At 62.5% G+C, this 21,224-nt stretch carries 17 protein-coding genes; 2 read left to right on the plus strand and 15 right to left on the minus strand.

Annotated elements, in window-relative coordinates; genetic code table 11:
- Window positions 1-133: 133 nt before the first annotated feature.
- The 4 genes from WN72_RS39620 to WN72_RS39635 all read right to left on the minus strand — a co-directional run bounded on the left by WN72_RS39620 (window position 134) and on the right by WN72_RS39635 (window position 3,343).
- Window positions 134-1,198, minus strand: coding sequence for an IS110 family RNA-guided transposase (locus WN72_RS39620; protein ID WP_092221147.1), 1,065 nt, complete (start codon window positions 1,196-1,198; stop codon window positions 134-136).
- Between the two features lie 338 nt (window positions 1,199-1,536).
- Window positions 1,537-2,367, minus strand: coding sequence for a lytic transglycosylase domain-containing protein (locus tag WN72_RS39625; RefSeq protein WP_092220557.1), 831 nt, complete (start codon window positions 2,365-2,367; stop codon window positions 1,537-1,539).
- A gap of 2 nt (window positions 2,368-2,369) precedes the next feature.
- Window positions 2,370-2,882, minus strand: coding sequence for a S26 family signal peptidase (locus WN72_RS39630; protein ID WP_092220549.1), 513 nt, complete (start codon window positions 2,880-2,882; stop codon window positions 2,370-2,372).
- A complete protein-coding gene (locus WN72_RS39635; protein ID WP_092220547.1) occupies window positions 2,879-3,343 on the minus strand; it encodes a DUF2840 domain-containing protein in 465 nt (154 codons plus the stop codon). Before WN72_RS39635 ends, WN72_RS39630 begins: the two co-directional genes overlap by 4 nt.
- A gap of 277 nt (window positions 3,344-3,620) precedes the next feature.
- Here WN72_RS39635 and WN72_RS39640 point away from each other — a divergent pair, with 277 nt between their 5' ends.
- Window positions 3,621-4,670: an IS110 family RNA-guided transposase gene (locus WN72_RS39640; RefSeq protein ID WP_092220555.1), complete on the plus strand. Its 1,050-nt coding sequence runs from the start codon at window positions 3,621-3,623 to the stop codon at window positions 4,668-4,670.
- A gap of 587 nt (window positions 4,671-5,257) precedes the next feature.
- Here the strand turns inward: WN72_RS39640 and WN72_RS39645 are convergent.
- The 3 genes from WN72_RS39645 to WN72_RS39655 form a co-directional block, all read right to left on the minus strand.
- On the minus strand, window positions 5,258-6,139 hold the full coding sequence (locus tag WN72_RS39645) for a replication initiator protein A (RefSeq protein ID WP_092220545.1): 882 nt from the start codon (window positions 6,137-6,139) through the stop codon (window positions 5,258-5,260).
- 22 nt (window positions 6,140-6,161) lie between these two features.
- The gene (locus WN72_RS39650; RefSeq protein ID WP_092220543.1) at window positions 6,162-6,443 is read right to left on the minus strand and encodes a helix-turn-helix transcriptional regulator; all 282 of its coding nucleotides are present in this window, start codon (window positions 6,441-6,443) and stop codon (window positions 6,162-6,164) included.
- A gap of 133 nt (window positions 6,444-6,576) precedes the next feature.
- Complete coding sequence (locus tag WN72_RS39655; RefSeq protein WP_347337506.1) at window positions 6,577-7,017, minus strand: DUF2285 domain-containing protein; 441 nt, start codon at window positions 7,015-7,017, stop codon at window positions 6,577-6,579.
- Window positions 7,018-7,598: 581 nt separating this feature from the next.
- On the opposite strand from WN72_RS39655, the gene WN72_RS39660 reads away from it, so the two are divergent.
- Window positions 7,599-7,826 carry a helix-turn-helix domain-containing protein gene (locus tag WN72_RS39660; RefSeq protein ID WP_092220538.1) on the plus strand — a complete coding sequence of 76 codons (228 nt, stop codon included), beginning with the start codon at window positions 7,599-7,601 and terminating at the stop codon, window positions 7,824-7,826.
- Between the two features lie 64 nt (window positions 7,827-7,890).
- Here WN72_RS39660 and WN72_RS39665 read toward each other — a convergent pair whose 3' ends face one another.
- The 8 genes from WN72_RS39665 to WN72_RS39700 form a co-directional block, all read right to left on the minus strand.
- Entirely contained in the window at window positions 7,891-8,211 is a 321-nt protein-coding gene (locus WN72_RS39665) for a DUF736 domain-containing protein (RefSeq protein ID WP_092220534.1), read from the minus strand.
- Between the two features lie 577 nt (window positions 8,212-8,788).
- A complete protein-coding gene (locus WN72_RS39670) occupies window positions 8,789-9,382 on the minus strand; it encodes a hypothetical protein (RefSeq protein WP_347337505.1) in 594 nt (197 codons plus the stop codon).
- Entirely contained in the window at window positions 9,379-10,302 is a 924-nt protein-coding gene (locus WN72_RS39675; RefSeq protein ID WP_092220529.1) for a DUF2493 domain-containing protein, read from the minus strand. Before WN72_RS39675 ends, WN72_RS39670 begins: the two co-directional genes overlap by 4 nt.
- A 339-nt stretch (window positions 10,303-10,641) precedes the next feature.
- A complete protein-coding gene (locus tag WN72_RS39680; protein ID WP_092220527.1) occupies window positions 10,642-11,703 on the minus strand; it encodes a DUF7146 domain-containing protein in 1,062 nt (353 codons plus the stop codon).
- Complete coding sequence (locus WN72_RS39685) at window positions 11,703-16,025, minus strand: bifunctional class I SAM-dependent methyltransferase/DEAD/DEAH box helicase (protein ID WP_143130852.1); 4,323 nt, start codon at window positions 16,023-16,025, stop codon at window positions 11,703-11,705. The genes WN72_RS39680 and WN72_RS39685 overlap by 1 nt, the downstream gene beginning before the upstream one ends.
- Window positions 16,026-16,205: 180 nt before the next feature.
- Window positions 16,206-18,323, minus strand: coding sequence for a ParB/RepB/Spo0J family partition protein (locus WN72_RS39690; RefSeq protein ID WP_092220523.1), 2,118 nt, complete (start codon window positions 18,321-18,323; stop codon window positions 16,206-16,208).
- A 103-nt stretch (window positions 18,324-18,426) separates the two neighbouring features.
- Window positions 18,427-19,389, minus strand: a complete 963-nt coding sequence (locus WN72_RS39695; RefSeq protein ID WP_092220521.1) for an ArdC family protein — start codon at window positions 19,387-19,389, stop codon at window positions 18,427-18,429.
- A gap of 653 nt (window positions 19,390-20,042) precedes the next feature.
- Window positions 20,043-21,083: an IS110 family RNA-guided transposase gene (locus tag WN72_RS39700; RefSeq protein WP_092220551.1), complete on the minus strand. Its 1,041-nt coding sequence runs from the start codon at window positions 21,081-21,083 to the stop codon at window positions 20,043-20,045.
- Window positions 21,084-21,224: the final 141 nt, after the last annotated feature.

Genomic DNA, 21,224 nt, shown 5'->3' on the forward strand with positions numbered 1-21,224 from the left:
AGAGATAGCGGACATTCCCCGTTTCGCGGCCCCGCCAGGGGACGCTCACCGCGCGCGCGGATCTCTAATTTCGTTCCCTCCTCAACATGCTGGGAGTAGTCCCAGCGCCTTCCTATGCTCGTCTATGTAGCTGCTACTGCGCCGGCTTTAGGCGCAGCCGTTGCGTGATCTTGGCACCGAATCCGACGTGGAAATCGGTCTCGCTGACCCACATCCGGTGGAGAATACCCGCGAGCTTTCGCGCGACCGCGGCTATCGCACACAGCATGCTCGACCGCTTGGCAATTCGCAGGCCCCACGCCCGCAATGCCGACCATTTTCTGACCCGTAGCAGCAGACTTGCGGCAGCTTCACACAGCGCCTCCCTCACGGAGATATCGCCTTGTTTGCTGATGCGCCCCTCAAAATCGATCGACGTCCCGGACTGGTGGCGCTTCGGCGTCAGGCCAAAATGGGCGCCCACCGTGCGGGATCGGGCAAAGCGATGAGGGTCATCAACGCCGACTTTGAATGACAAGGCAACGACCGGACCGACGCCTGGAACCGTCATCAGACGCCGGCAAACAGGATCATGCTGGACCACCTGCAGGAGCACACGATGCAGCCGATCGTAACCTTCGAGGAGGGCGCGACGCACGTCCAGCATGACCTGGATCGACATCACAAAAATCGGGTCGCTGTGCTCGATCAGCTCGCGGATGCGGGCCTCAAAGGCACCTCTCGCGACCGCTCCGACGAGCAATCCATAGGCCCGCAGTGCGCCCCGAACATGGTTCTCGAGGTCGATCAATTTGCGCTTGAGCAGCTTCCGGTTCGTCAGCAGCGTGCGCATTTTTTGCATGTCGATATTCTTGACATGCACGGCGCGGTACCAGCCCAACCGCATCATTTGCGCGATGCCGCGCGCATCGTTTCGGTCGGTTTTGTTGCGCATTGTCGATAGCGAAACGCGCATGTGGCGCGCCTCCACGACAATGATTGGAAGCCCGGCTGACTGCAGTTCGCGATACAGCCAGATACCCAGCGATGACGCCTCGACCCCGACCCTATCGAGGCGATCCGCGTAACCCTCCACAGCGGAGCGGATCGCCTCTGGCTCCGTGCTGACCTTAACTTCGCGGATCGTAAGACCCTCGCTATCGACGATGCAAACGCTGGTTTCTTCAAGGCCGACGTCCAATCCAACGTACAGTTTCATCGGAGCTCTCCTGTGTGGCAACGACCTTCCAAGTCGTTGCACCAGGCTCCGGATTCGGCCACGGCCGTCTTATTCCCGTGCACCGATCTCTCGAAGCCCGATTTGAAGAGCCGCCCTGCCGTCGTGGCGTCGTGGTCTCTCGCCGGTTCCCGAAATAGCCGCCGCAACTTGGCAGCCAACTCGCAAGGGCCCCACGGCTTCCGAGCGCTTGCGATAGCGATCGTTACCCGAAGGGCCGAGACACCCGAAGGGTGGCTCGGTGAGGAGCGAAGCGACGAGTAGAGCGCGGGCCGAAGGCATCGCCCATACGCCATCAGCTTGCGAACTAGCACTCCTGGTCATTGCGATACTCCCGAATCCGATCGAGGGACGAACACGCCAATAGGCCGGGGAACCATGCGCGAAACATCGGAAGCCGAGAATGCGGTCCTGACACCGCTCGACGGCATGAGCGCCAGCATCTGATCGCGCGTTTTCATGAGATCGGATCGCGTGACGAATAGCGTCGCAGCTGCTGATGACTGTCCGCTGGAAGTCCATTTCGGCGGCAGGTCGATGGCAAGCAGATTTGCAAGCTTTGCGACGTATGCTCGCGTCTCGTCAGGCAGAGAGCCGCCTGCGAGATGCTCTTCATAGCGAGATGGTCCCGCGTTGTACGCGGCAAACACGCCAGGCGAGCCATACCGATCGAGCAATTCGCGCAGATAGGCCGTGCCGGCCAGAATGTTGTCGTGCGGGTCGTAGGGGTCGTTCCCGAAATGGTAGCGCTCTCGAAGTTCCGCCCAGGTCGCCGGCATGATTTGCATCAGGCCCATTGCGCCTTTTGGCGATCTGGCGTGCACGTCACCAGCACTCTCGATGCTTTGGACTGATCGGATCCAGTTCGGCGCGATCGCAAAGCGTTGTGAGGCTTCATTGATGAAGCCGGCAAATGAGTGAGCACTCCGGCTGATCCCCGGCTGGGCGGTTGATCCGCTCTGGGCCAAAGCAACACTGCCACACGCGGTCAGAAGAAGCATCAGGGGAACCACAGCACAAGCGCGCGTGCCCAACTGACCCCAGCATGCGATCGGACTCGCGCCAGCCTTGCAGACATCGATCGAGGCGGAGGAATGGTCCCGCAATCGATCGAACAAGGGAATGACAGGGAGAACACATCGAATACGCACAATCACTCGTCCCACGTCCACACCGGCATCGCACGGCCGATCACCGCCGACGCCGGCAAGAATCCAAAATACCGGCCATCAAGAGAATCGTCAGACTGCCAATTCATCAGAAACAGCTCGCCGTCTCCGACGACGCGGCAGCCCTGCCATCTCGGCAGCGGCCTGCCGCGTCCGTCGCGATCCTTTGCCTCGCCGACTGCTATGTCGTCGACCGAAATCGTGAGGCCGGTTCTGCAAACACTCTGCCCCGGAAGGGCGAGCACGCGTTTCAGCATCGGGACGCCAATGGGCAAATAGCCGTTAAAGTCGAGGAATGTCGCGAGCGGTTCCGGCGGCTGCACGGCGACCAATTCAGTGACTTGAAATTGGTCCGCCGGTCGCACGCGGTAGAGACCGATCGGCACGCTTGCGGATACGTTCCAGATGTAAAGCGGAAGCGGCTCCAGGACGATCGTCGCGATGAGCGCAGCAGCGACCCCAGTCGTCACAGCCAGCATCATTAGGCGGCCCGTCATCGCATCACCTTTTGGCGATGAAGCCAGGCCTGATGGCGCGCTTTTGTATATGGGCGCGGGTTTTCGTTGACGGAAAGACGGTTATGAACGTGATGCCAATGATCAGGCGCGACATCAGCTGGATCGATGCCGAGTGCCTCAACGGCATCGATCATTTGCAGCACTCGCTCGACCTTCGGCCAGCCAGACAGGCGCAGCAAAATCTCCCCGCCGGGTGTCACATAAGGGACGGTCGAGCAGCGCTGTCGCGGAGCGATTGCGCGCAAAATGTCGATCCGCGAAATGGCCGTGCCGAAGTCGTTCGAGGTCCAACGGACGAAGGCAAAGGTGCTACCCGGCGCGAATGACAGGACACGCCGATGGCGATCAAGCTTCCGTTCCTCGACGATGCGACCGAACCGAACGCGGTTTTCGATGCGCTTCTCGAGCCACAACACTTCCACTTCCGTGAGATCACTCATGCCACGGCTCCCCGACGCTGGAGTTGGCGGTCGTGAGCTTGGGCTTGGTCGAGAGTGTGTATGGCCTGCAAAGGCAGGCTGGCCTGTCGGGCTGCCGTTGCGGGGCGCCGCCAATGCGGCTTTCGGCCTGTTCCGTTAGAAGAAATCCGAAGGATTTCCTGTTAGCCGGGGTACTGACCGGTGCCCCCTCGCCGGCCGTGCCGCTGCGAAAATGCCTCGCAACGATTCGCGAACGGAATGCATGGTGTGTTCCGGCGATCGGCGGCGGAGGCGCATGATGGACTTTTATGCAGGGCTCGACGTGTCGCTGGAGGCGACGAATATTTGCGTGGTGGACGGCGACGGCAAGGTCGTCCGGGAGACGAAACTCGACACCGATCCGGACGCAATCGAGCTGTTCCTGGCGGAATGGAGCATCCACCTGAAGCGCGTCGGGCTGGAAGCCTTCTCGTACTCGGCCTGGCTGTTCACGGCGCTCAGTGAAAAGGGCCTGCCCGTGATCTGCATCGAGACCCGGCATGCCAAGGCGGCGCTGAACGCCATGCTGAACAAGACCGATCGCAACGACGCCAAAGGCATCGCCCAGATGATGCGGACCGGCTGGTTCCGTGCGGTCCATGTCAAATCGGAAGGCGCGCAGACGCTGCGCGCGCTGCTCGTGAGACGCAAGGCGCTGCTCGGCAAGGTGCTCGACATGGAGAACATGATCCGCGGCCTGTTGCGCCCGTTCGGCCTGAAAGTCGGCGAGATCTCGGTCGGCCGCTTTGACGCACGGGTGCGCGAGATCATGGCCGGGAAGAAGGAGCTGGAGGCGATCGTCACGCCATTGCTGGACGCTAGAAGCGCGATGCGGCTGCAGCTGGCAAAACTGCACCGCCTCGCCCTGGCGGCGGCGCGCAGCGACAGTGCGGTGCGGCGGTTGATGAGCGTGCCCGGTGTCGGCGCGCTCGTGGCGTTGACGTTCCGCGCCACCGTTGACGATCCGGCGCGATTCAAGAAGTCGACCAATGTCGGTGCGCATTTCGGCCTGACGCCGCGGCGCTACCAATCCGGACAGACCGACAGGATCGGCGGCATCTCCAAATGCGGCGACGAGCTGACACGGGCGATGCTGTACGAGGCGGCGGTCGCGATTCTCACCCGCATTCCGAAGAACTTCAAGCTGCGGCTGTGGGGCCTGCGGCTGGCCAGGAAGAAGGGTCTGAAGCGCGCGGCAACCGCCGTGGCGCGCGCGCTCGCCGTGCTGCTGCACAAGATCTGGGTCGATGGCACCACCTTCCGGTTTGGCGCCGGCGGCAAGCGCGGCCGGGTCGCTGCGGTGATGTAAGGGCCTCCGCGACCCGGCCGCTTCCACGCGCGCCTTTTCCTTCCGCCAAAGCGGAGCAGCGTCTCCCGAGGGGACGGGGATTTGGGTGAGATCGCAACTTTTCTTGCCGGCGGCTTCATGACGACGTTTGAAGCCATCAAGCACGGCGCTGGTTAGCCTGACCGCCCATTCTCCAGATTCCGGCTTGTGGTGGCCGTCGTGCCAACCACGGATGTTAGCGAGTTCTCCTCGACGAGCGAGTGGCCGCAAAGGAAAGCGACGAACGTCATGCGGTGATGCCGGTGCTGGTGATCGCGCAGATTTGCGCGCGATCGCGTTGGCGCGCGTGTGTTGGCGACAAGAATCGCATTGCAGCGAAGCCTTGCGCGTGAGAGAGTGAATGCCTGAGGCATTTTCGTTGCACGCGCGGCCGACTTGTTCACAACATACTGATTCACAACAAGAAGTTAGTGTCAGTATGTTAGTAAAGTTAGAGGAGCGGGAAAGCGCGGAGAAACAAGCTCTTAAGCTCGATTCCGGTCCTCGATAGCACGAGGTTCGGGTCCCCGATAGCACGAGGGTTGCGGTCCCCGATAGCACGAGCTGATTCACAGGTTGTCCTCCGAATTTGGAATGAGACCGCGGCGGCGCAAGCGGGCCGTTAAGGGATCGACAGGCGTAGGCGTGAAGTTCAGCCGCTCGGTGCCATCTGGATCGCGCGTGAGCACGAGCTGATAGCCGGGCAAGGTCTGGCGCTGGACGATCTGACGAACGTCGTAAGCAAAATGCTTGAGTGGCGAGAGGATGCCGGACTTGGCATGGAGGTGCAGAAGATCAAAACTCCAGCCGACATCCTGGCGTCCACCATGCTTGCGCACGAGGCGATAAAGCCAGCGCTCGAGCCCGCCCGTCAGATCGAAATAAGCGCGATCGATCGTCAGCACGAGCGCTTCATCGATGACGCCGGCGTAGAACCAATCAGGCAGGATCAGCTCGAGCCCAAATGGACGGCCATTTGCATCGGCCGTTTCCTTCCACTCGTTGATCCAGGAGAAGCGATGCCGTCGACGTTCCATCGGCTGGCGGATCGACGTCAGCACGGTCGTTGACTGAAGTCTATCGAGACCAGCCTTCAGCCGGTCATAGTCGCGCGCGCTGGTGCCGCGGCCGACGAACGTCAAAATCTCGTATGGCGTTGCTGCCATCAGGCGCGACGTCTTCAAGCCGGCGTCACGGGCTTCGACGATCTGGGACGCAGCCCAGATCAGAACGTCTGCATCCCAGATGGTCGCCATGCCGTGCTCAGGCACGGCTTCGACACGAATTGCGACCGCTCCGGCACGGAAATCGATCGGCACAGTGCGTTTGGTCTTTGCCAACGAAAAGAACGGATATGCCATCAGATCCTGCGCATCGCGGGGCGCGAGATCACCGGGCAGCGCCCGAAAGAGCTCAAGCTGGTCGCGCTCGGAATGGTGCTTGCGCCGCATGGTCACTGCTCTTACGCGGCAATCAGCGGCGTTCTTGACCCGCATACGGGCGCAGCGCGGGATGCTTCTTGGCCGGCAGCACGGTCCCCTTTCCGGGGTCGGACGTCGATGTCTTGACGCCGCGGTCGGCCCACGCTTTCAGGTCATCGACGGCGTAGACAACACGTCCGCCGATCTTCCGATACGTCGGTCCAGTACCGTACGTGCGATGTTTCTCGAGCGTGCGACCGGACAGGCCAAGATAGCGCGCGGCCTCAGGTGTACGCAGGAATCGCGGGGGAAGACCGGCCATCGGATCGGGCATTTAAGAACTCCAGGAGGACAGCGCACTACGACTGGCTAGACCGGCGTGTGTGCGGTCATCATGGAGGAGCAGGATCTCGGAGAGGGATGCCGAATATGGAAGGGGCGATTTTCGGCACCCCTGAGGGACTGCGCTACTGGTCTTTGCGCCCGGGACGCAGGAGTTTCCGGTAACCACCACGCATCAACGCGAGGCCGCCCTGCACCAAGCGGATTGTTCGATTGCGCAGATCATGCGTCTTCCAGGCGCGATCGGGGATGCGCTTTTTGCCGAACAGCGCCTCGGCGATCGTGCGATAGCTACCGCCGGCGCTGTGAGCATCAAGCGCACGGATCGCTGCGCTCAAGCGTTCGCGTCGATGTTTCGATAGTTGATGAAATGCAGGCCCCGGCGCGCGTCCATTCATCGCGCGCCACAGCCGCCGGGCTGCATAGGCACGCGCGCCGAAATCGCCGTCGAACGGCAAGTCGGCTGCATATGACGCGCCGAGCACCGGCGGGCCCTTGGACCAGACACGGTGGTCCGCCGAACCGATGCGCAGCACGGCGTGCCAGCCGTCGGCGGCGCGGCGCACCTGACCTCCTGCAAGGTCAAGCAGCGGTTGAGACGCTGAACTGCGATCGGCAGCCCCGGCAACCTTGACCGGAACGACCGCCGCTAGAACCTCAGGCGCCCAAAAGATCGTCTGCTCGTCGAAGGACCTCTGTGGGTCATGGGCGAAAGCAGATACCCCCTTTCCTCCTGAATTCCTCGGTCACTTCACCATCTGGGCTGCTTTCGATCATCGCTTCGTACCACTCGAGCAACTTCGCGCCAGTCCGCCCCCTCGCCCTGCGCCTGCAGGAGGCGCATGTACGTAACGACATGCTGTTCGTCATAGGCAGTCAGCAGCGGCTCGTTCGGCGCACTGTCAGCTACGTCTGGATCTAGGGATGGCTTCTGCATCATACCCGCTTTTAGAACGCCTATAGGCTACGCCATGGTTTGGTCGCAATCCAGACCTCCGCCCCCCGTTCGAATCCTGAATATTCGTTTGGTAGATCGGTGGCCGAGTTCGGTCGCGCACGTAACGCCGCCACCCTCGATAGCATGTTCGGACACGAATAGGAACGATCGTTCCTAGAACGATCGTTCCGGCTCAGTTCCCATATCGCCATGGATCTCAAAGAGATCATGGCTGTGAATCTGCGTCGGAAACGCCACGATCTACAAATGACGCAGGAGGAGCTGGCCGAGCGCGCGGGTTTAAGCGCCCGTTACGTCGGCGCCATCGAGCGCGGCGATGTATCAGCAAGCGTCACCGTGCTCGGACAAATTGCTGAAGCATTGGGGGTCGAACCGGGGGACCTGCTCAAAAAGGCTCCGCGGCTTAGCAAATCGTAAGCCCCTTCAGGCCGACCGCGAAGCGCCCCGCCCGGCGGACCGGACGGGGCTTGGTGGGGCGCTCTTACTCGCCGGTCTTGCGCGGCCGCGACCAGAGCAGGGTGTAGCCTTCACCGCCTTCGTCGTCGAACAGGTTCGCGTAGATCGGCGCGTTGAACGAGGGGTCGTCGAGCTTGAGTGAGAGGTAATCGCGGCCCTCCTCGGAACGCTTCGACCAGGCTGCGCCGATCTCCGCCCGGCCCACATAGATGCGGTGGCTGGGAGCGTTTTCGTTGGACCGGTTGGTCTCGGCGACGATGCGGACGCCCTTGGCCTTCAGGCTCAGGGTCACGATCTCGCCCTGGAATTCGTTGCCGACCTTCTTGAAAGAACCGATGTTAGCCATGTCACTTCTCCTGTTGTGTTTCGAGCCCGCGACCATCGCGGCCTCGATGGCGATCTAGGGCCGAGGACGATCGGCGACGCACCCGCTCGGGCCGGAGCGCAGCGAAGGACGTCGTTGTGGCGACTTTCTTGTCTCGCGAGGAATGGGCGAAGCCCAGGGGAAGAAAGTCGCATCAACGGCGTTGCGGCTCAGACGATCGAGGCGAAGCCGGTCTTCGGCCAGATCAAGCCATCAACGAGGCCACGTGCGTCCGCGTGCTGAACCACAATCTCTGGAGAAGCGTGGCTATCTCGGTTTTGATGAACAAGAGGTCGGAACCATTCAGGGCAGAAAGAGAAACAATTTCCTGCAAAGGGCGGCATCGTCTCCCAAGAATCGATCGAGGTAGGATCGCTCTGCCGCGGCTGCGTGGGCCAGACCGAATGTCGGCAGCTTGATCGAGGAGTTCCGAGCAGGACGGCCTCTCCGCGCTCAGGTTTCGATCATCCCCCGTTCATCGCGCCGATTTACGCGCACCTGTTCGACGATGAAGCCGGAAAAGGGTCGTCCGCTCGGGCCATGTGGCCGTAAGAACTGGTTAGGACGGGTTCTCCACCACCCCATCCGGCTCGAACGGGCCGGTCTTCGCCAAAACAATCAAGCGCGTCCATGACGTAACGCCAATGCAAACCGCGCCCAGGCAAGCGAAGACTTCACGCCAGGCCAGCGAAGGCACCCCGATATGGGACACGGCGAACACCACATGATAGCCGGCGACGGCGGCGGGAACAGCGAATGCTGTCGCGATTGCGATGCGCAAGGCCAAGGACCGAGTAACAGCAAAGGCGATCTGGCCGAGGACAAGCGTCAGCGCACCGCCGGTCGTTCCAAGAAGCAGCGCGCCGATGAGGCCGGCACCGCTCTGAAACGCGGTCATCCCGATACTCAGTGCGACGAAAAACGGCAGGGCATACACTGCGAGCGCGAAAATCGCCCAGCAGAATAGGCCGATGCCGAGTGTATTGAGAACAAGCCCAATAGCGAGCATGGTGGTGGCTCCATGTGCATAGATGTACGAGTTGCGCCTTCCACCACCACCACGGCGCAACTCTGGATATGAGACCGAAACGAGGCGGAGTTGCGGCGTGAGCAATTTCGCCTCGAAGGCTTCAGTTGAGAAGGCGGCGCTCACGCGCCGCCGAACATCCAGACCGGGATGCCAAGCCGCTTCGCCTTATCGGCCAAGTTGTCCTGGATTCCTGTGCCCGGGAAGTGCATGACGCCGATCGGCAGGAGTTCAAGCATGGCGTCATTGCGCTTGAACGGCGCTGCCTTGGCATGTTTCGTCCAGTCGGGCTTGAAGGCGATCTGAGGCACCTTACGGGTAGTCGCCCATTTGGAGGCGATCAATTCGGCCCCCTTCCGGGAGCCGCCGTGGAGCAGGACCATGTCGGGATGCTTGGCGTGAACCTTGTCGAGGCGATCCCAGATCAGATGATGGTCTTTGAAGTCGAGCCCTCCGGTGAGTGCGATCTTCGGTCCTGGCGGCAACATGACCTCGGTCTCGGCGCGGCGCTTGGCCGCGATGAAGTCGCGGGAGTCGATCATCGCTGCGGTCAGCGTACGGTGGTTGACCAGCGATCCCGATCGAGGGCGCCAGAATGAACCGGTGTGTGTCTCAAAGCGCTCGATGGCCTGGTCGCGGAAGAGCTCCAGGCAGTCGCGACGCTCGATCAATGTGATGCCTTCCGCCGTCACGCGCTCGAGTTCGACCGATCGAACTTCGGAGCCGTCCTGCTCGCGCTGACTCTTGCGTTGCGCCTGTTCGTTGTCGTCGAGTTGGCGACCGATGCGGTCGACGGCACGATGGAACAGGTTGACGGTCGACCAGAGCAGATCGTCGAGGTCCGGCTCGAGCCGCGTGTCGCTCAACGTGGCGACCAGGGCATCGAAGATGTCAGCGACGGCACCGGTAATGATCCTGCCCTCGGGAAGCGGCCGTGGATCAGGCTGGTCGTCGAAGGGGCGGTAACCGAAGAGCTGCAATTCGGTAAGAACGTGTTCGGTCGCAGATGCGGCGTGCGGCGGTTCGATGTCATCGTGATCGGTCATTAAGGCGATCCTTTGCCGGATCGGCCGCGACCATCGCGGCCTTCGTGGCGATCACTCAGACGGCAGGCGGAACGGGCCAGAACCCGGAGCAGAGCGGAGGGCCGAAGCGCAGCGGAGGATGGCGGAGGCCGGCTATTTTGCTTCGCGATGCAAAGCGCGCCGGGCAGATAAATAATGTGTCTTCCCATCGCCGACGCGCGGCGGAAAATAGCCGGTCGCAGCCATTGCCGGCCCGAACCGCTTGCCGTCCGATCGCCCTCTAGAAGGCCCGTGGTCGCGTCCTCTTCCGGCAGTGGCCTCGCTATGACCGACCTGCTGACGCCGAGCGACACGTCGCGGCTATTCCGCGGCTACTGCCGGAGAATGCAGGAATCGGACGACGTCCTCTGGTACGAGTTGAAGCCGCAACGCTGCCCGGAGGGCCTCGAGGCCGAAGATGTGCAGATCTTCGTTGAAGTCGCCCACCCGAGGCGACAGCGCAATCGCTTCAATGCCGACCTCTTCCGCGCGCTGCGTAAGAATAGCCTGTACGGCATCTCCGGCAGCATCGTCATCGCGGGCGATATAGAGCCGACGCAGGCCAGACGGCAGCAACATGGCTGCGAGATGATTGGCCGAAAGCGCGGCGGCCATGGGCAGGGCTGGCAGTGCGTAACGCAGTGACAGCATGGTCTCGATTCCCTCGCCGGCAGCGAGCACATCATCGACCACGCCGAAGCGAACGGCGTTGCCGAGAAGGTCACCCATGGCGCGTCGCGGCGTGTCGATCGGAGCCTTGCCGAGCCGCACGCGATCAAAACCGTCTGGATCGAGCCAAGTGCGGTGTACGCCTGTGATCCGTCCATCGAGGTCGGTGACACAGGCTATCATCGCCGGCCAGGTTTCGATCGACGAATGCTCGTCTGGTCGATAGTAGCAACGAGGATGGAAGCGCAAGCTGCCACCATGGTTGATGCAAGTAATTCTGCGGCGCTGCAAGTACGCCTCAGCTAGTGTCGCTTCAATCGGGCTGGATATCGCAAAGAGCCGACGAGCGGCTTCCTGCGATCCGGCCGGCACGACTGGACGAATGGTTTTCGGAGCGAATTGCGGCTCTGAACGAGGCAGCTTTAGAAACCGCCTCGCCTCCTCGGCGACCTCGCGAAAGTCTCGCAAGGCCAGACTTTCGCGGATGATGTCGAGGAGATCACCATGTTCGCCCGTTGCGGCGTCGGTCCATTTCCCAGCGGGTCCCTTCAGCGATTCGTGCAGCCGCACGAACAACGAGCGGCCCGGCGTGTTGTGAACGTCGCCGACCAGCCAGTACCGCCCCGCCCGCCTGCCATTGGAGAGATAGTGTCGACACACCGCCTCAGCCTCGCGCGAGAGGCGGCGTGCCAGTTCGGAAGCATCGCGGGACATCAGGCGGCCTCCCGCTCGCCGATGCGCGCCACCGGATAGGTGTCGAGCACTCTCGACAGGATCTCGACACCGCTCGTGTCCGTGGGCACGAACATACGGAGCTTCCAGGAGATGATCTCCCCAAAGAGACCGTAAGCCCGCAGGCGATCGCGCATCGTGTCGTTGAAGCCCGACAGCTCGATGCGGTAAGCCCCCATCACCCGAACGCGGCGAAGCTGGAGTTCTTCCGCGAGTTCGAGGACGGTCCGTCCCTCCATCAGCGCGGCAAAGGCAGCGCCTGGTGTCAGCGCAGGCGCGTCCGTCGCAAGGACGCTTGCGACCCACGCGGCCGAAACCTTGCGTCCAATGATGCGTTCGCCCGCATCGGTCTGAAGGCGATAGACCCGGGTCGATTCGTTCGGCAGCCGCTTCCAGATTGGTAGCAGCAAGCCCGCCACAACGTTGATCGTAGATTCCGTGAACTCAGACACCTCAGCAAGCTCCGCCAGCCAGGCCGCAGCGAAGCGTTCACGATCCGCTTCGAGCCAGTAGCTCTCCGCCATCATGTCCAAGGGGACCGTGTGCTGATCCATCGGCCGGATCAGGCGGACGCGCCGCTCGATCTCGCCGTCGTCGAGCATGACGCTCGCCGTCGGGACCTGCACGGCGGCTCGTCCCGAGCGCTCATTGATTAGCAGGACAGCCTGACGATCGGAAACATGAGCAAGAGCATCATCCAGACCCACAGGATGGTTGCGCTGGCGCTGCGTGATCGTGAGCAGCCGGGTCTCGGCGCCGGTGCCCGGATAGGCGTAGATCGTCCGCCGGTCAGTGACGACAAAGCTTTCGGCACGGAGCGTTTCCAGCCCGACGTCGTAGGTACCCGACGCGACCGCGCCCTCGATCCGAGCGGTCAAGAGCTGCTCAAAGGCGGTGAACAGCACATTCTGGAGGTCGATGGTGAGCGCCAACAACCTGTTCAGGAACGTCGTGATCGGCGGCAGCTCGTCCCTGAGCCCATTCGCATCCATGAGCTTCAGACCGGTCGCATCCTCGAACCTCCAAAGCGAGCAGCCGTCGACCTTCCCTCGCGCGAGCAAGATGTAGAGTTGGCGCAATGCATCGCGCCCATGCTGGCTTTCGAGGTTATCCTCGGGCCGGAATAGGCCCTGCCCGCCCGTCTGGCGCTGGCCGCGCGTAATGGCACCCAACGTGTCTAGCCGGCGGGCAATGGTGCTGAGAAAGCGCTTTTCGGCCTTCACATCGGTCGCGATGGGACGAAACAACGGTGGCTGCGCTTGATTGGTCCGGTTTGTGCGGCCGAGGCCCTGGATCGCGGCATCGGCCTTCCAGCCGGGCTCGAGCAGGTAATGGACTCGCAGGCGGTAATTCCGGGCCGACAGTTCGGCATGGTAGCTCCTCCCTGTGCCGCCGGCGTCGGAGAACACGAGGATGCGCTTGACGTCGTCCATGAAAGCCGATGTCTCAGCGAGGTTTGCCGAACCGGCTCGATTTTCGACCACCAGCCGGTCGCCCTTGCGAACGATGCGGCGCGAGCGGCCCGTCACCTCGGCAACCAGTTCGGTGCCGAAGCGCTGGATGACTTGATCCAGTGCCCCAGGTACCGGCGGTAGTGATGCAAGCTTCTCGATGAGGCGCTCGCGTCGTGCGACGGCTTCCCGACTCTCGACCGGCTGGCCGTCGCGGTAGACAGGCCGGGAACAGAGGTTACCTTCAGAGTCGGTAAAGGGCTCATAGAGCTGGACCGGAAAGGAGTGGGCGAGATAGTCGAGGACATACTCGCGCGGCGTGATGTCGACCTGGACGTCGCCCCACTCTTCAGTCGGGATCTGGGCGAGCCGGCGCTCCATCAGCGCTTCGCCTGTCGACACGATCTGGATGACCGCGGCGTGTCCAGCCTCAAGATCGTGCTCGATCGATCGGACCAGCGATGGAGTCTTCATCGAAGTCAGGAGGTGGCCGAAGAAGCGCTGCTTCGCGCTTTCGAAAGCGGAGCGTGCCGCAGACTTGGCCTGCCCGTTCAACGTTCCAGTTGCACCGGTGATGTTGGCGGCCCGCATCGCCGCATCGAGATTGTTATGGATGACGCTGAACGCACCGGCATAGGCATCGTAGATGCGAACCTGCTCCGGCGTAAGCTGGTGCTCAACGAGGTCGTACGCGACACCCTCGTAGGACAATGAGCGAGCCGCATAGAGACCGAGCGCCTTGAGGTCCCGCGCAAGCACCTCCATCGCCGCGACGCCGCCCTCCTCGATGGCTTCGACGAACTCGGCACGCGTGGCAAACGAGAAGTCGGCGCCGCCCCAAAGGCCAAGGCGCTGGGCATAAGCGAGGTTGTGGACCGTGGTTGCGCCCGTCGCCGATACGTAGACCACACGAGCATTTGGAAAGGCGTGCTGGAGCCTCAGGCCGGCGCGCCCCTGCTGAGATGCAGCCTGGTCGGCGCGCTCGCCCTTGCCCCCGACCGCATTCTGCATGGCGTGGCTCTCGTCGAAGACGATCACTCCGTCGAAGTCCGAACCCAACCATTCGACGATCTGCCTGACACGCGAAAGCTTCTCACCGCGCTCGTCGGTCCGTAGCGTGGCGTAGGTGGTAAAAAGGACGCCTTCCGCGAGCCGGATCGGCGTGCCTTGGCGGAAGCGCGAGAGTGGCGTAACAAGCAGCCGCTCCATGCCGAGCGCGGACCAATCGCGCTGCGCATCCTCGATCAGCTTGTCGGACTTGCTGATCCAGACCGCACGGCGGCGGCCCTTGAACCAGTTGTCGAGCAAAATCCCGGCGACCTGCCGCCCCTTGCCCGCCCCGGTGCCATCGCCCAAAAACCAGCCGCGGCGAAAGCGGACGGCATTTTCGGTGTCGTCGCGCGCGGCGGCCACAAGGTCAAAGGTCGTGTCGACCGTCCAAGCGCCTGCCAGGAATTCGGAATGCGCCTCGCCGGCATAGATGATGCTCTCCAGCTGAGCATCCGACAGAACTCCGTCGTCCATGACATTGGCGGGCAGGTGCGGACGATAGGATGGCTTCGGTGGCGCAACGGACGCCATCGCGGCAGACTGCACGAGCTTGGTCGGATGTGCGCATGATCCGGGAATGCAGATCGACTGTAGTCCGTATTCCTCATAAAGCGCATCGGTCAGCCGGGCGCCTTCCGGCGGGGACCATTCGACCGTCTCGTAGATCAGTTCTGCGCCTACTGGCGCGGTGTCTCTCGAAGTGGACGATGGGCGTGGTGCGACGGCGCCGACCAATTGCGACATCGCTGGCCGCCCGATAGCAGCGATCTCCGATGGCGTGGTGACGGGCAGCCTTGGAGGCACATGCAGATTCACCCAGCCAAGCAAGGTAGCGACATCGGCCGCCATGCCTGGCGAGGCAGGAAAAGCCGTCGGATCGGCAGCGGGCAGCTTGTCGATCACAAGCAGCCTAGTATCCGTCTGAGTGCCGTGCTTGGCGTAAACGGTCCCGTCAATGGCGGCAGAAAACACCACGCGCCCGCGTTCCTGGAGGCGAACAAAGGCATCTCGCCATGTCGGGTTATCCGGCGCGAAGCTTGCACCAGCGATGGCGACGAGGCGCCCACCGTCGCAGAGACGCGCCAGCGCCGAAGCGATGTGGCGGAGAGCCGCATCCGCCATCCGTCGATCGACATTCGCTACCGCGGAGAACGGCGGGTTCATCAGGACGACGCTAGGTGTGACACTCGCATCGAGGTGATCATCGATTTGCGCGGCATCGAACCGCGTGACCTTAACGCCCGCGAATAGCTGATCGAGCAGCTCCGCGCGGGCCTCGGCCAACTCGTTCAACACCAAGGCGCCGCCGGCGAGCTCTGCAAAGACTGCGAGCAGGCCTGTGCCCGCGGACGGCTCCAGAACGCGGTCGGCAGGCGTAATAGAGGCAGCGGTGCATGCCGCCAGTCCAAGCGAAATCGGCGTCGAGAATTGCTGAAACGCCTGACTGTCTTCGGAACGCCGCGTATGGGTCGGCAGACAGCTCGCGATTCTCGCGAGCATTGGCAGCATGGCAGCCGTCGAGCCAGCCTTGGCGCGCATGGCCGGACCGAACTTGCGAAGAAATAGAACTGTTGCCGCCTCGCAGACGTCATAGGCGGTCTTCCAGTTCCAGGCGCCGTCCGCGTCCGAGGCGCCGAATGCCGCCTCCATGGCGCTACGCAGGACGGCGGCATCGATGCGACGGCCGCGTTCGAGATCAGTCAAGAGGTGTCGGGCCGCCCTGACGGCGGCGGAGGTGAGAGTAGCAGCGGCACGCATTGAGAGCGGCGCGGCGGCAGCGCCGCCCGCGAGAGATTCGGTCATGACTGGATTTCTCGAGAGAGCAGGAGCGGGGCGAACCATCAGGCGCTCTCCTTTGACCCGACGGCTCAAACCCCTCCCGGCCCTGCTCTCCCTCTCAGCCCTCGCCCATAAAAATGGGGACCGGCGCTGCACACCGGTCCCCAGGCAACTGCGGGATGGCCGAAGCCATCCCGCTTTGTGTCACTCAGCCGCGTCGAGCTGTTGCGGGTCATCATCGCCGGCGTTCTCCAGATCCTCATCGTCGGCGAGGAATTCCGGCAGCGGACCTGCTTCGCCCTCCTGCCCCACCGGCGCTGCATCGGGATCAACGAGACGTAGCGGCTCCGGCAACCAGCCTGAGCCGTCCAGAAGGCGCTCGGCCTCCTTGGCCATGGCAGCCTTCTTCAGATGGTCGATCAGTTGCGCCGACGGCTCGCCCTTGGCTTCCCGCACGGCCTCCAGAATGCGCGGCTTGGTGACCCGCCCGAGATAGTTGTCGACGGTCGGCCGCCAGCCAGCCTGCACCATGTTAAGCCCGACCGCGCGCGCCAGCACATCCGCTTGGTCGAGACGCGTGCGGACACCGTGAGCGGAGACACGGCCCTGATTGTAGCGGTTGGCCGGCTCATAGACGGCATTGACCGCAAATGATGCACAATGGGCGAACAGCGACGCCTGTGAACCACCATCGAGAGCCGTCAGCGCATCCCAGAGATCGTTCTCGCTCTTCGGCAACCGTGCCTTCCAGGCCTCATGCCGCGCCTCGACGGCCTTGGCGGAGACGCTTTCTCTCAGCCCCGGAGCTTGAGTTGGAAAGTTCGGCGTGCGAAGGCCGATCTCGAGACAGCTTCCGGATGACGCGAACCGGTAAAAAGCCGACAGCACGAAATTATGCAGCACCGCCTGGAACGCGATCGCAGGATTTTCTGCCAACGCATCCCGCAATGCAAGCGTGCGATGCGCTGTCAGCTCGTTGATGAGCCGATCCGGCAGAGGCCTGGCCGCATCCTCATCATCTTCTTCAGCATCGGGAGCACTTCCCGCGACAGCGATCACCCTGCGCTGGACGGAAGCGCCCTCTTCTTGACCTTCGGTCGACAACGCACCGGCGTCCTGCCCGAAGTCACAATCAGTTGCCGGCACATCGTCCTCTGGCCGGACGTAACCTCGGTCCACGGAGAGGCGCCCCTCGGAATCGATGCTGATGAAGACGCCAGCGCGGGCGATCTCGATCGGATCGTAGAGCATCGGCCGGTTTTCGAATGCCGACAGTGCCGCCTCGATTTCGCCGAGACGCTGGTCGATTTCGTCGGGCAGCTCGTCTGGATCCTGATAATCGGTTTCCAGCTTGGCTTGCTCGGCGTTCAGGGCATCGATGGTGGCCTGCTCCTCAGGCGAGAGATCGACAGGTTTGCCCTCGATTTCTCGTAGCCCTTGAGTGTGACCGTAAGAGAACTCTACGGCGACCGAGATCCACTTCCAGCCTTCGGCCGCGATCGTCTCAGCTTCGGCTTTGAGCTTTTCGGTCACGAGGCGGTCGAGCAACACGACGTCCTGAAGCCAGCCGCCGTCGTCGTGCTCGAACAAATCCCGCAGAACTCCGCCGCCCGCGTGCTGATAGGCATCGAGGCCCACAAACTGCGCCCGGCGATCGGACCCGCGCACGGTGTTCTCAGTGAGCAGTCGGCGGATCTGGTATGGCTCGTCATAACCGGAACGGCTGACGTTCTCCCAGACTTGCTCCTGGCGGGCGTGATCGGCCGTGACCGAGAACGCCATGAGCTGCTCGAGCGTCATGCCGTCTTCGGCATAGACGTCATGCAATTTCGGCGAGATCGACGCCAGGCGCAGGCGCTGCTTCACGATCGCCGGGTTCACGAAATGGCGCGCGGCGATGTCTTCCTCGCTCATGCCGAGGTCGCGGAGGGTCTGGAAAGCCCGAAACTGATCGAGCGGGTGCAGACCGACCCGCTCGTCGTTCTCCGCCACCGAATCGTCCGCGGCGATGCCCCCTTCACGGACGACGCACGGCACCGCCTGCGTCTTGGACATCCGCTTCTGTTTCACCAGGAGCTCGAGAGCCCGATAGCGCCTGCCGCCTGCCGGCACCTCGAACATGCCGGTCTCGTGGCCATCTGCATCAACGACGGCCCGGACGCTCAGACTTTGCAGAAGCGTACGCTGCGCGATGCTCTCGGCTAGCTGCTCGATCGAGACACCGGCCTTGACGCGGCGAACGTTCGACTGGCTGAGCACGAGCTTATTGAAGGGAATGTCCCGGGAAGGCGACAGCGTGATCTTTTGTACGGCTTTCGTCATTTTGGCTCTCCACGACGGGCGGCCGTGAGACTCTCTCTCGGCTTCCAACCCGTCGCGAACAGCCTTCCCTCCTCTCACTCTCGCGCGGCCACGAGGCGGAGCATCACGCCGCCTCATGATCGGCCACAGCGGAATCCAGCGACGCGGGCTCAATGGACCCGGGTACGAAGCCGAGCAAATAGTCCGCAGCCTTGCTCGCCTGCGAGGCGGCCCGCACGATGGCCCTGACGTCTTCGCGCAGAACTTCAAGCCAGGAGCCGATATAGTCGGCATGGCGCACGGTCGGGACGATCCCGAGCGAGGCGCAGCTGAATGCGGAGCTCAACTCGGCAACCAGTTCTTCGAAGGCATATTTCTTCGTACCGTAGGATCCGCTCTGGTCGCGGTTGAGACGCGAGGGATGCCCGGTCGCATGACCGAGCTCATGCAACGCCGTGCGGTGCCAATTGATGGGTTCGAAGTAGGCCTGCGGCGGTGGGACCTGAACATAGTCTTCGGCTGTTGCGTAGAATGCGCGATCTCCACCGATCCGAAACGGAATTCCGCTGGCCTTGATCAGGGCGTCGACCGTGGGTTCGATGAGGCCAGCCGGCGGTGGCGGCGCAGCGGTGGCAATGCCGTCGGGCAGATCTTCGCACTGATCGGAGTTGAAAACGGTAAATCGTTTGAGGAATGGAATCGCCTGCGCGTCTTCGCCAGTTTCAGCGGCGCGTCGTCTTTCGTCATTCGGCACGAAACGATCCGCGTAGACAACTGTGGTGCCGAGCTCTCCCTTTCGAACGTGGCCGCCAAGCGAGAGCGCCTGGCGGAAGGTGAGCCAACTTTGACCGGAAAATCCGCGCTCAATCACGGCGCCCCAGAGTATGAGGATGTTAACGCCGCTGTATTGCCGGTTGGCCAACGCGTTTTTCGGCATGGCCAGCGGCGCTTTCGCCGCGGACGTACCCCAGGGCTGAACCCAGGGGACGCGTCCGGCCTCAAGCTCGGCAATGATCTTGTCGGTAATTTCGTTATAGAGGGTTGCCCGGTCCTGGCCGGCGCGCGCCCGAGCAGTAGTGTTTGACATCGCGGGTCTCCGCGACGGGCGCCGCGAGCCTCTCTCGCAACTTCTAACCCGTCACGGAAAGAACCAGCCTGCACTCTTACTCTCAGCCCTTGCGCCATCTACCGAGGGCCTCATTCGCGATCAGGCGTGCGCCCAAGGGCGCATCGCCGCAACGGAAAATGGCACCCGGAGAGCGTGAGCATAGCGACCCGAAGGGGCACGCGGTCCGAGTGCAGCGACGAGACCGGTTCAATAGCGGCACCCGGGAACGGGGCAGTGATAGCGATCGCCGCAGGCGAGCCCCTTTCCCGAGTGCCCCCGGCGAGGAGCACCAAAGCTCTAGCGCGAGGGATCGAAGCCGCAAGGCCGAGACGCTGCGCGGCTCGGTTCATATGTGGACGGCCCCCGACTTGCAAGGATTGGATCGGTCAGCATGTTCGGATCGCTTGCGCTCATATGTCCGGCCTGTTTTCGGATCTTACGACCCTTGGCCAAGATGGGCTTCGCGGACAGTGAGTTCCAAACACGAGAGCGGCATTTGCTGCCGGTAAACCGAGCGGAGTGTCTCACATGACCGGCTCGCGCCGAACGTACCACCTCTTCCTTTCCTGCAAGTTCCGGCCTCAGCGTCAGATCTAGCCGTCTGGCGCAAAGCTCTGCTTGTCGTTCAAAGTCTATGTCGGCGATGGGATCGGCACCGCGCTCGCAGCCCGGTACCGTTCGCCGGTAACCATCAGTTTCCAAGCTATCCGCGCCAGCTTGTTTGCTAACGCTATCGCCACCAGCTTCGGCGGCTTGCGCGTGATGATGTCTGTCAGCCAGGGCCAAGAGCGGCTCCCGCGTCGTCGCACATCCGCGATCACGGCTGTCGCGCCAGCTACCAAGACGGTTCGCAACATGCCGTCACCGGCGCGCGTGATGACACCGAGTCGATTCTTGCCGGCCGTGGAATGATTTTTTGGCGTCAGGCCAAGCCAAGCAGCAAAGTTTCTTGCCGATTTGAACCCGCGGGCATCCACGACCTTGATTGACAGCAGCGTCGCACCGATTGGCCCAATTCCTGGAATGGTTGCCAGTCTTCGGCTCATCTCGTTGCTCCGATGGATTTGCGCGAGTTTCTTATCGAGAGTAACGACCTGATCATCGACGCGCGCCAGTTCTGCAGCCAACGCCTCTATCAACTCTATCGCCAGGTCCGGGACTGTCGCATCAGCCTTGATATCGATCAGCAATTGCGGAAGCCTCGAAAGCCCCTTGGGCGCGGTAAAGCCGAACTCAGCGGCGTAGCCGCGGATCGAATTGGCGAGCTGGGTGCGCCTACTGATGAACTGAGCCCGCACGCGCGTCAGCATCTGCGCGCCCTGCTGCTCAGGACTTTTGACCGGCACGAAGTTCTTGCGCAGTTTTGGTCGGCTTGCCGCCTCGCAAATCGCCTCCGCGTCCGCAGCGTCGGATTTCCCTCGCTGCACATACGGCTTGACATATTGTGGCGGGATCATCGCGACCTCATGTCCGAGCGATCGTAGCTCCCGCGCCCAATAATGCGACGCGCCACAAGCTTCCATCGCGACAAACGCTGGCGGCAAACGACGGAAGAATTCCAGAACCTGGCCGCGCCTCAACTTGCGCCGCAAGACTGGTTGCTCCATCCCGTCAACGCCGTGTAGCTGAAATACGCTTTTTGACGTGTCCAAACCGATTCGAACAATTGCCACGGACGGCTCCTTCGTTTTGAGGTCATCGACGACCCCATCCTGCCACGCACACCGGCGGAAGGGGGCCGTCCACCCCAACACGAGAGCCCGGTGCGGCGATAGCCGCACGCGCTAATCGGATAAGGAGCAACCACCTGAGCT

Source organism: Bradyrhizobium arachidis, from assembly GCF_015291705.1.
GTDB lineage: Bacteria > Pseudomonadota > Alphaproteobacteria > Rhizobiales > Xanthobacteraceae > Bradyrhizobium > Bradyrhizobium arachidis.

What these genes read in the sequence shown, in the direction of transcription:
- WN72_RS39620 (WP_092221147.1), bottom strand. Translation starts at nt 1,198, where the DNA reads ATGAAACTGTACGTTGGATTGGACGTCGGCCTTGAAGAAACCAGCGTT.
- WN72_RS39630 (WP_092220549.1), bottom strand. Translation starts at nt 2,882, where the DNA reads ATGACGGGCCGCCTAATGATGCTGGCTGTGACGACTGGGGTCGCTGCT.
- WN72_RS39635 (WP_092220547.1), bottom strand. Translation starts at nt 3,343, where the DNA reads ATGAGTGATCTCACGGAAGTGGAAGTGTTGTGGCTCGAGAAGCGCATC.
- WN72_RS39640 (WP_092220555.1), top strand. Translation starts at nt 3,621, where the DNA reads ATGGACTTTTATGCAGGGCTCGACGTGTCGCTGGAGGCGACGAATATT.
- WN72_RS39645 (WP_092220545.1), bottom strand. Translation starts at nt 6,139, where the DNA reads ATGCGGCGCAAGCACCATTCCGAGCGCGACCAGCTTGAGCTCTTTCGG.
- WN72_RS39650 (WP_092220543.1), bottom strand. Translation starts at nt 6,443, where the DNA reads ATGCCCGATCCGATGGCCGGTCTTCCCCCGCGATTCCTGCGTACACCT.
- WN72_RS39660 (WP_092220538.1), top strand. Translation starts at nt 7,599, where the DNA reads ATGGATCTCAAAGAGATCATGGCTGTGAATCTGCGTCGGAAACGCCAC.
- WN72_RS39665 (WP_092220534.1), bottom strand. Translation starts at nt 8,211, where the DNA reads ATGGCTAACATCGGTTCTTTCAAGAAGGTCGGCAACGAATTCCAGGGC.
- WN72_RS39675 (WP_092220529.1), bottom strand. Translation starts at nt 10,302, where the DNA reads ATGACCGATCACGATGACATCGAACCGCCGCACGCCGCATCTGCGACC.
- WN72_RS39680 (WP_092220527.1), bottom strand. Translation starts at nt 11,703, where the DNA reads ATGTCCCGCGATGCTTCCGAACTGGCACGCCGCCTCTCGCGCGAGGCT.
- WN72_RS39685 (WP_143130852.1), bottom strand. Translation starts at nt 16,025, where the DNA reads ATGACCGAATCTCTCGCGGGCGGCGCTGCCGCCGCGCCGCTCTCAATG.
- WN72_RS39690 (WP_092220523.1), bottom strand. Translation starts at nt 18,323, where the DNA reads ATGACGAAAGCCGTACAAAAGATCACGCTGTCGCCTTCCCGGGACATT.
- WN72_RS39695 (WP_092220521.1), bottom strand. Translation starts at nt 19,389, where the DNA reads ATGTCAAACACTACTGCTCGGGCGCGCGCCGGCCAGGACCGGGCAACC.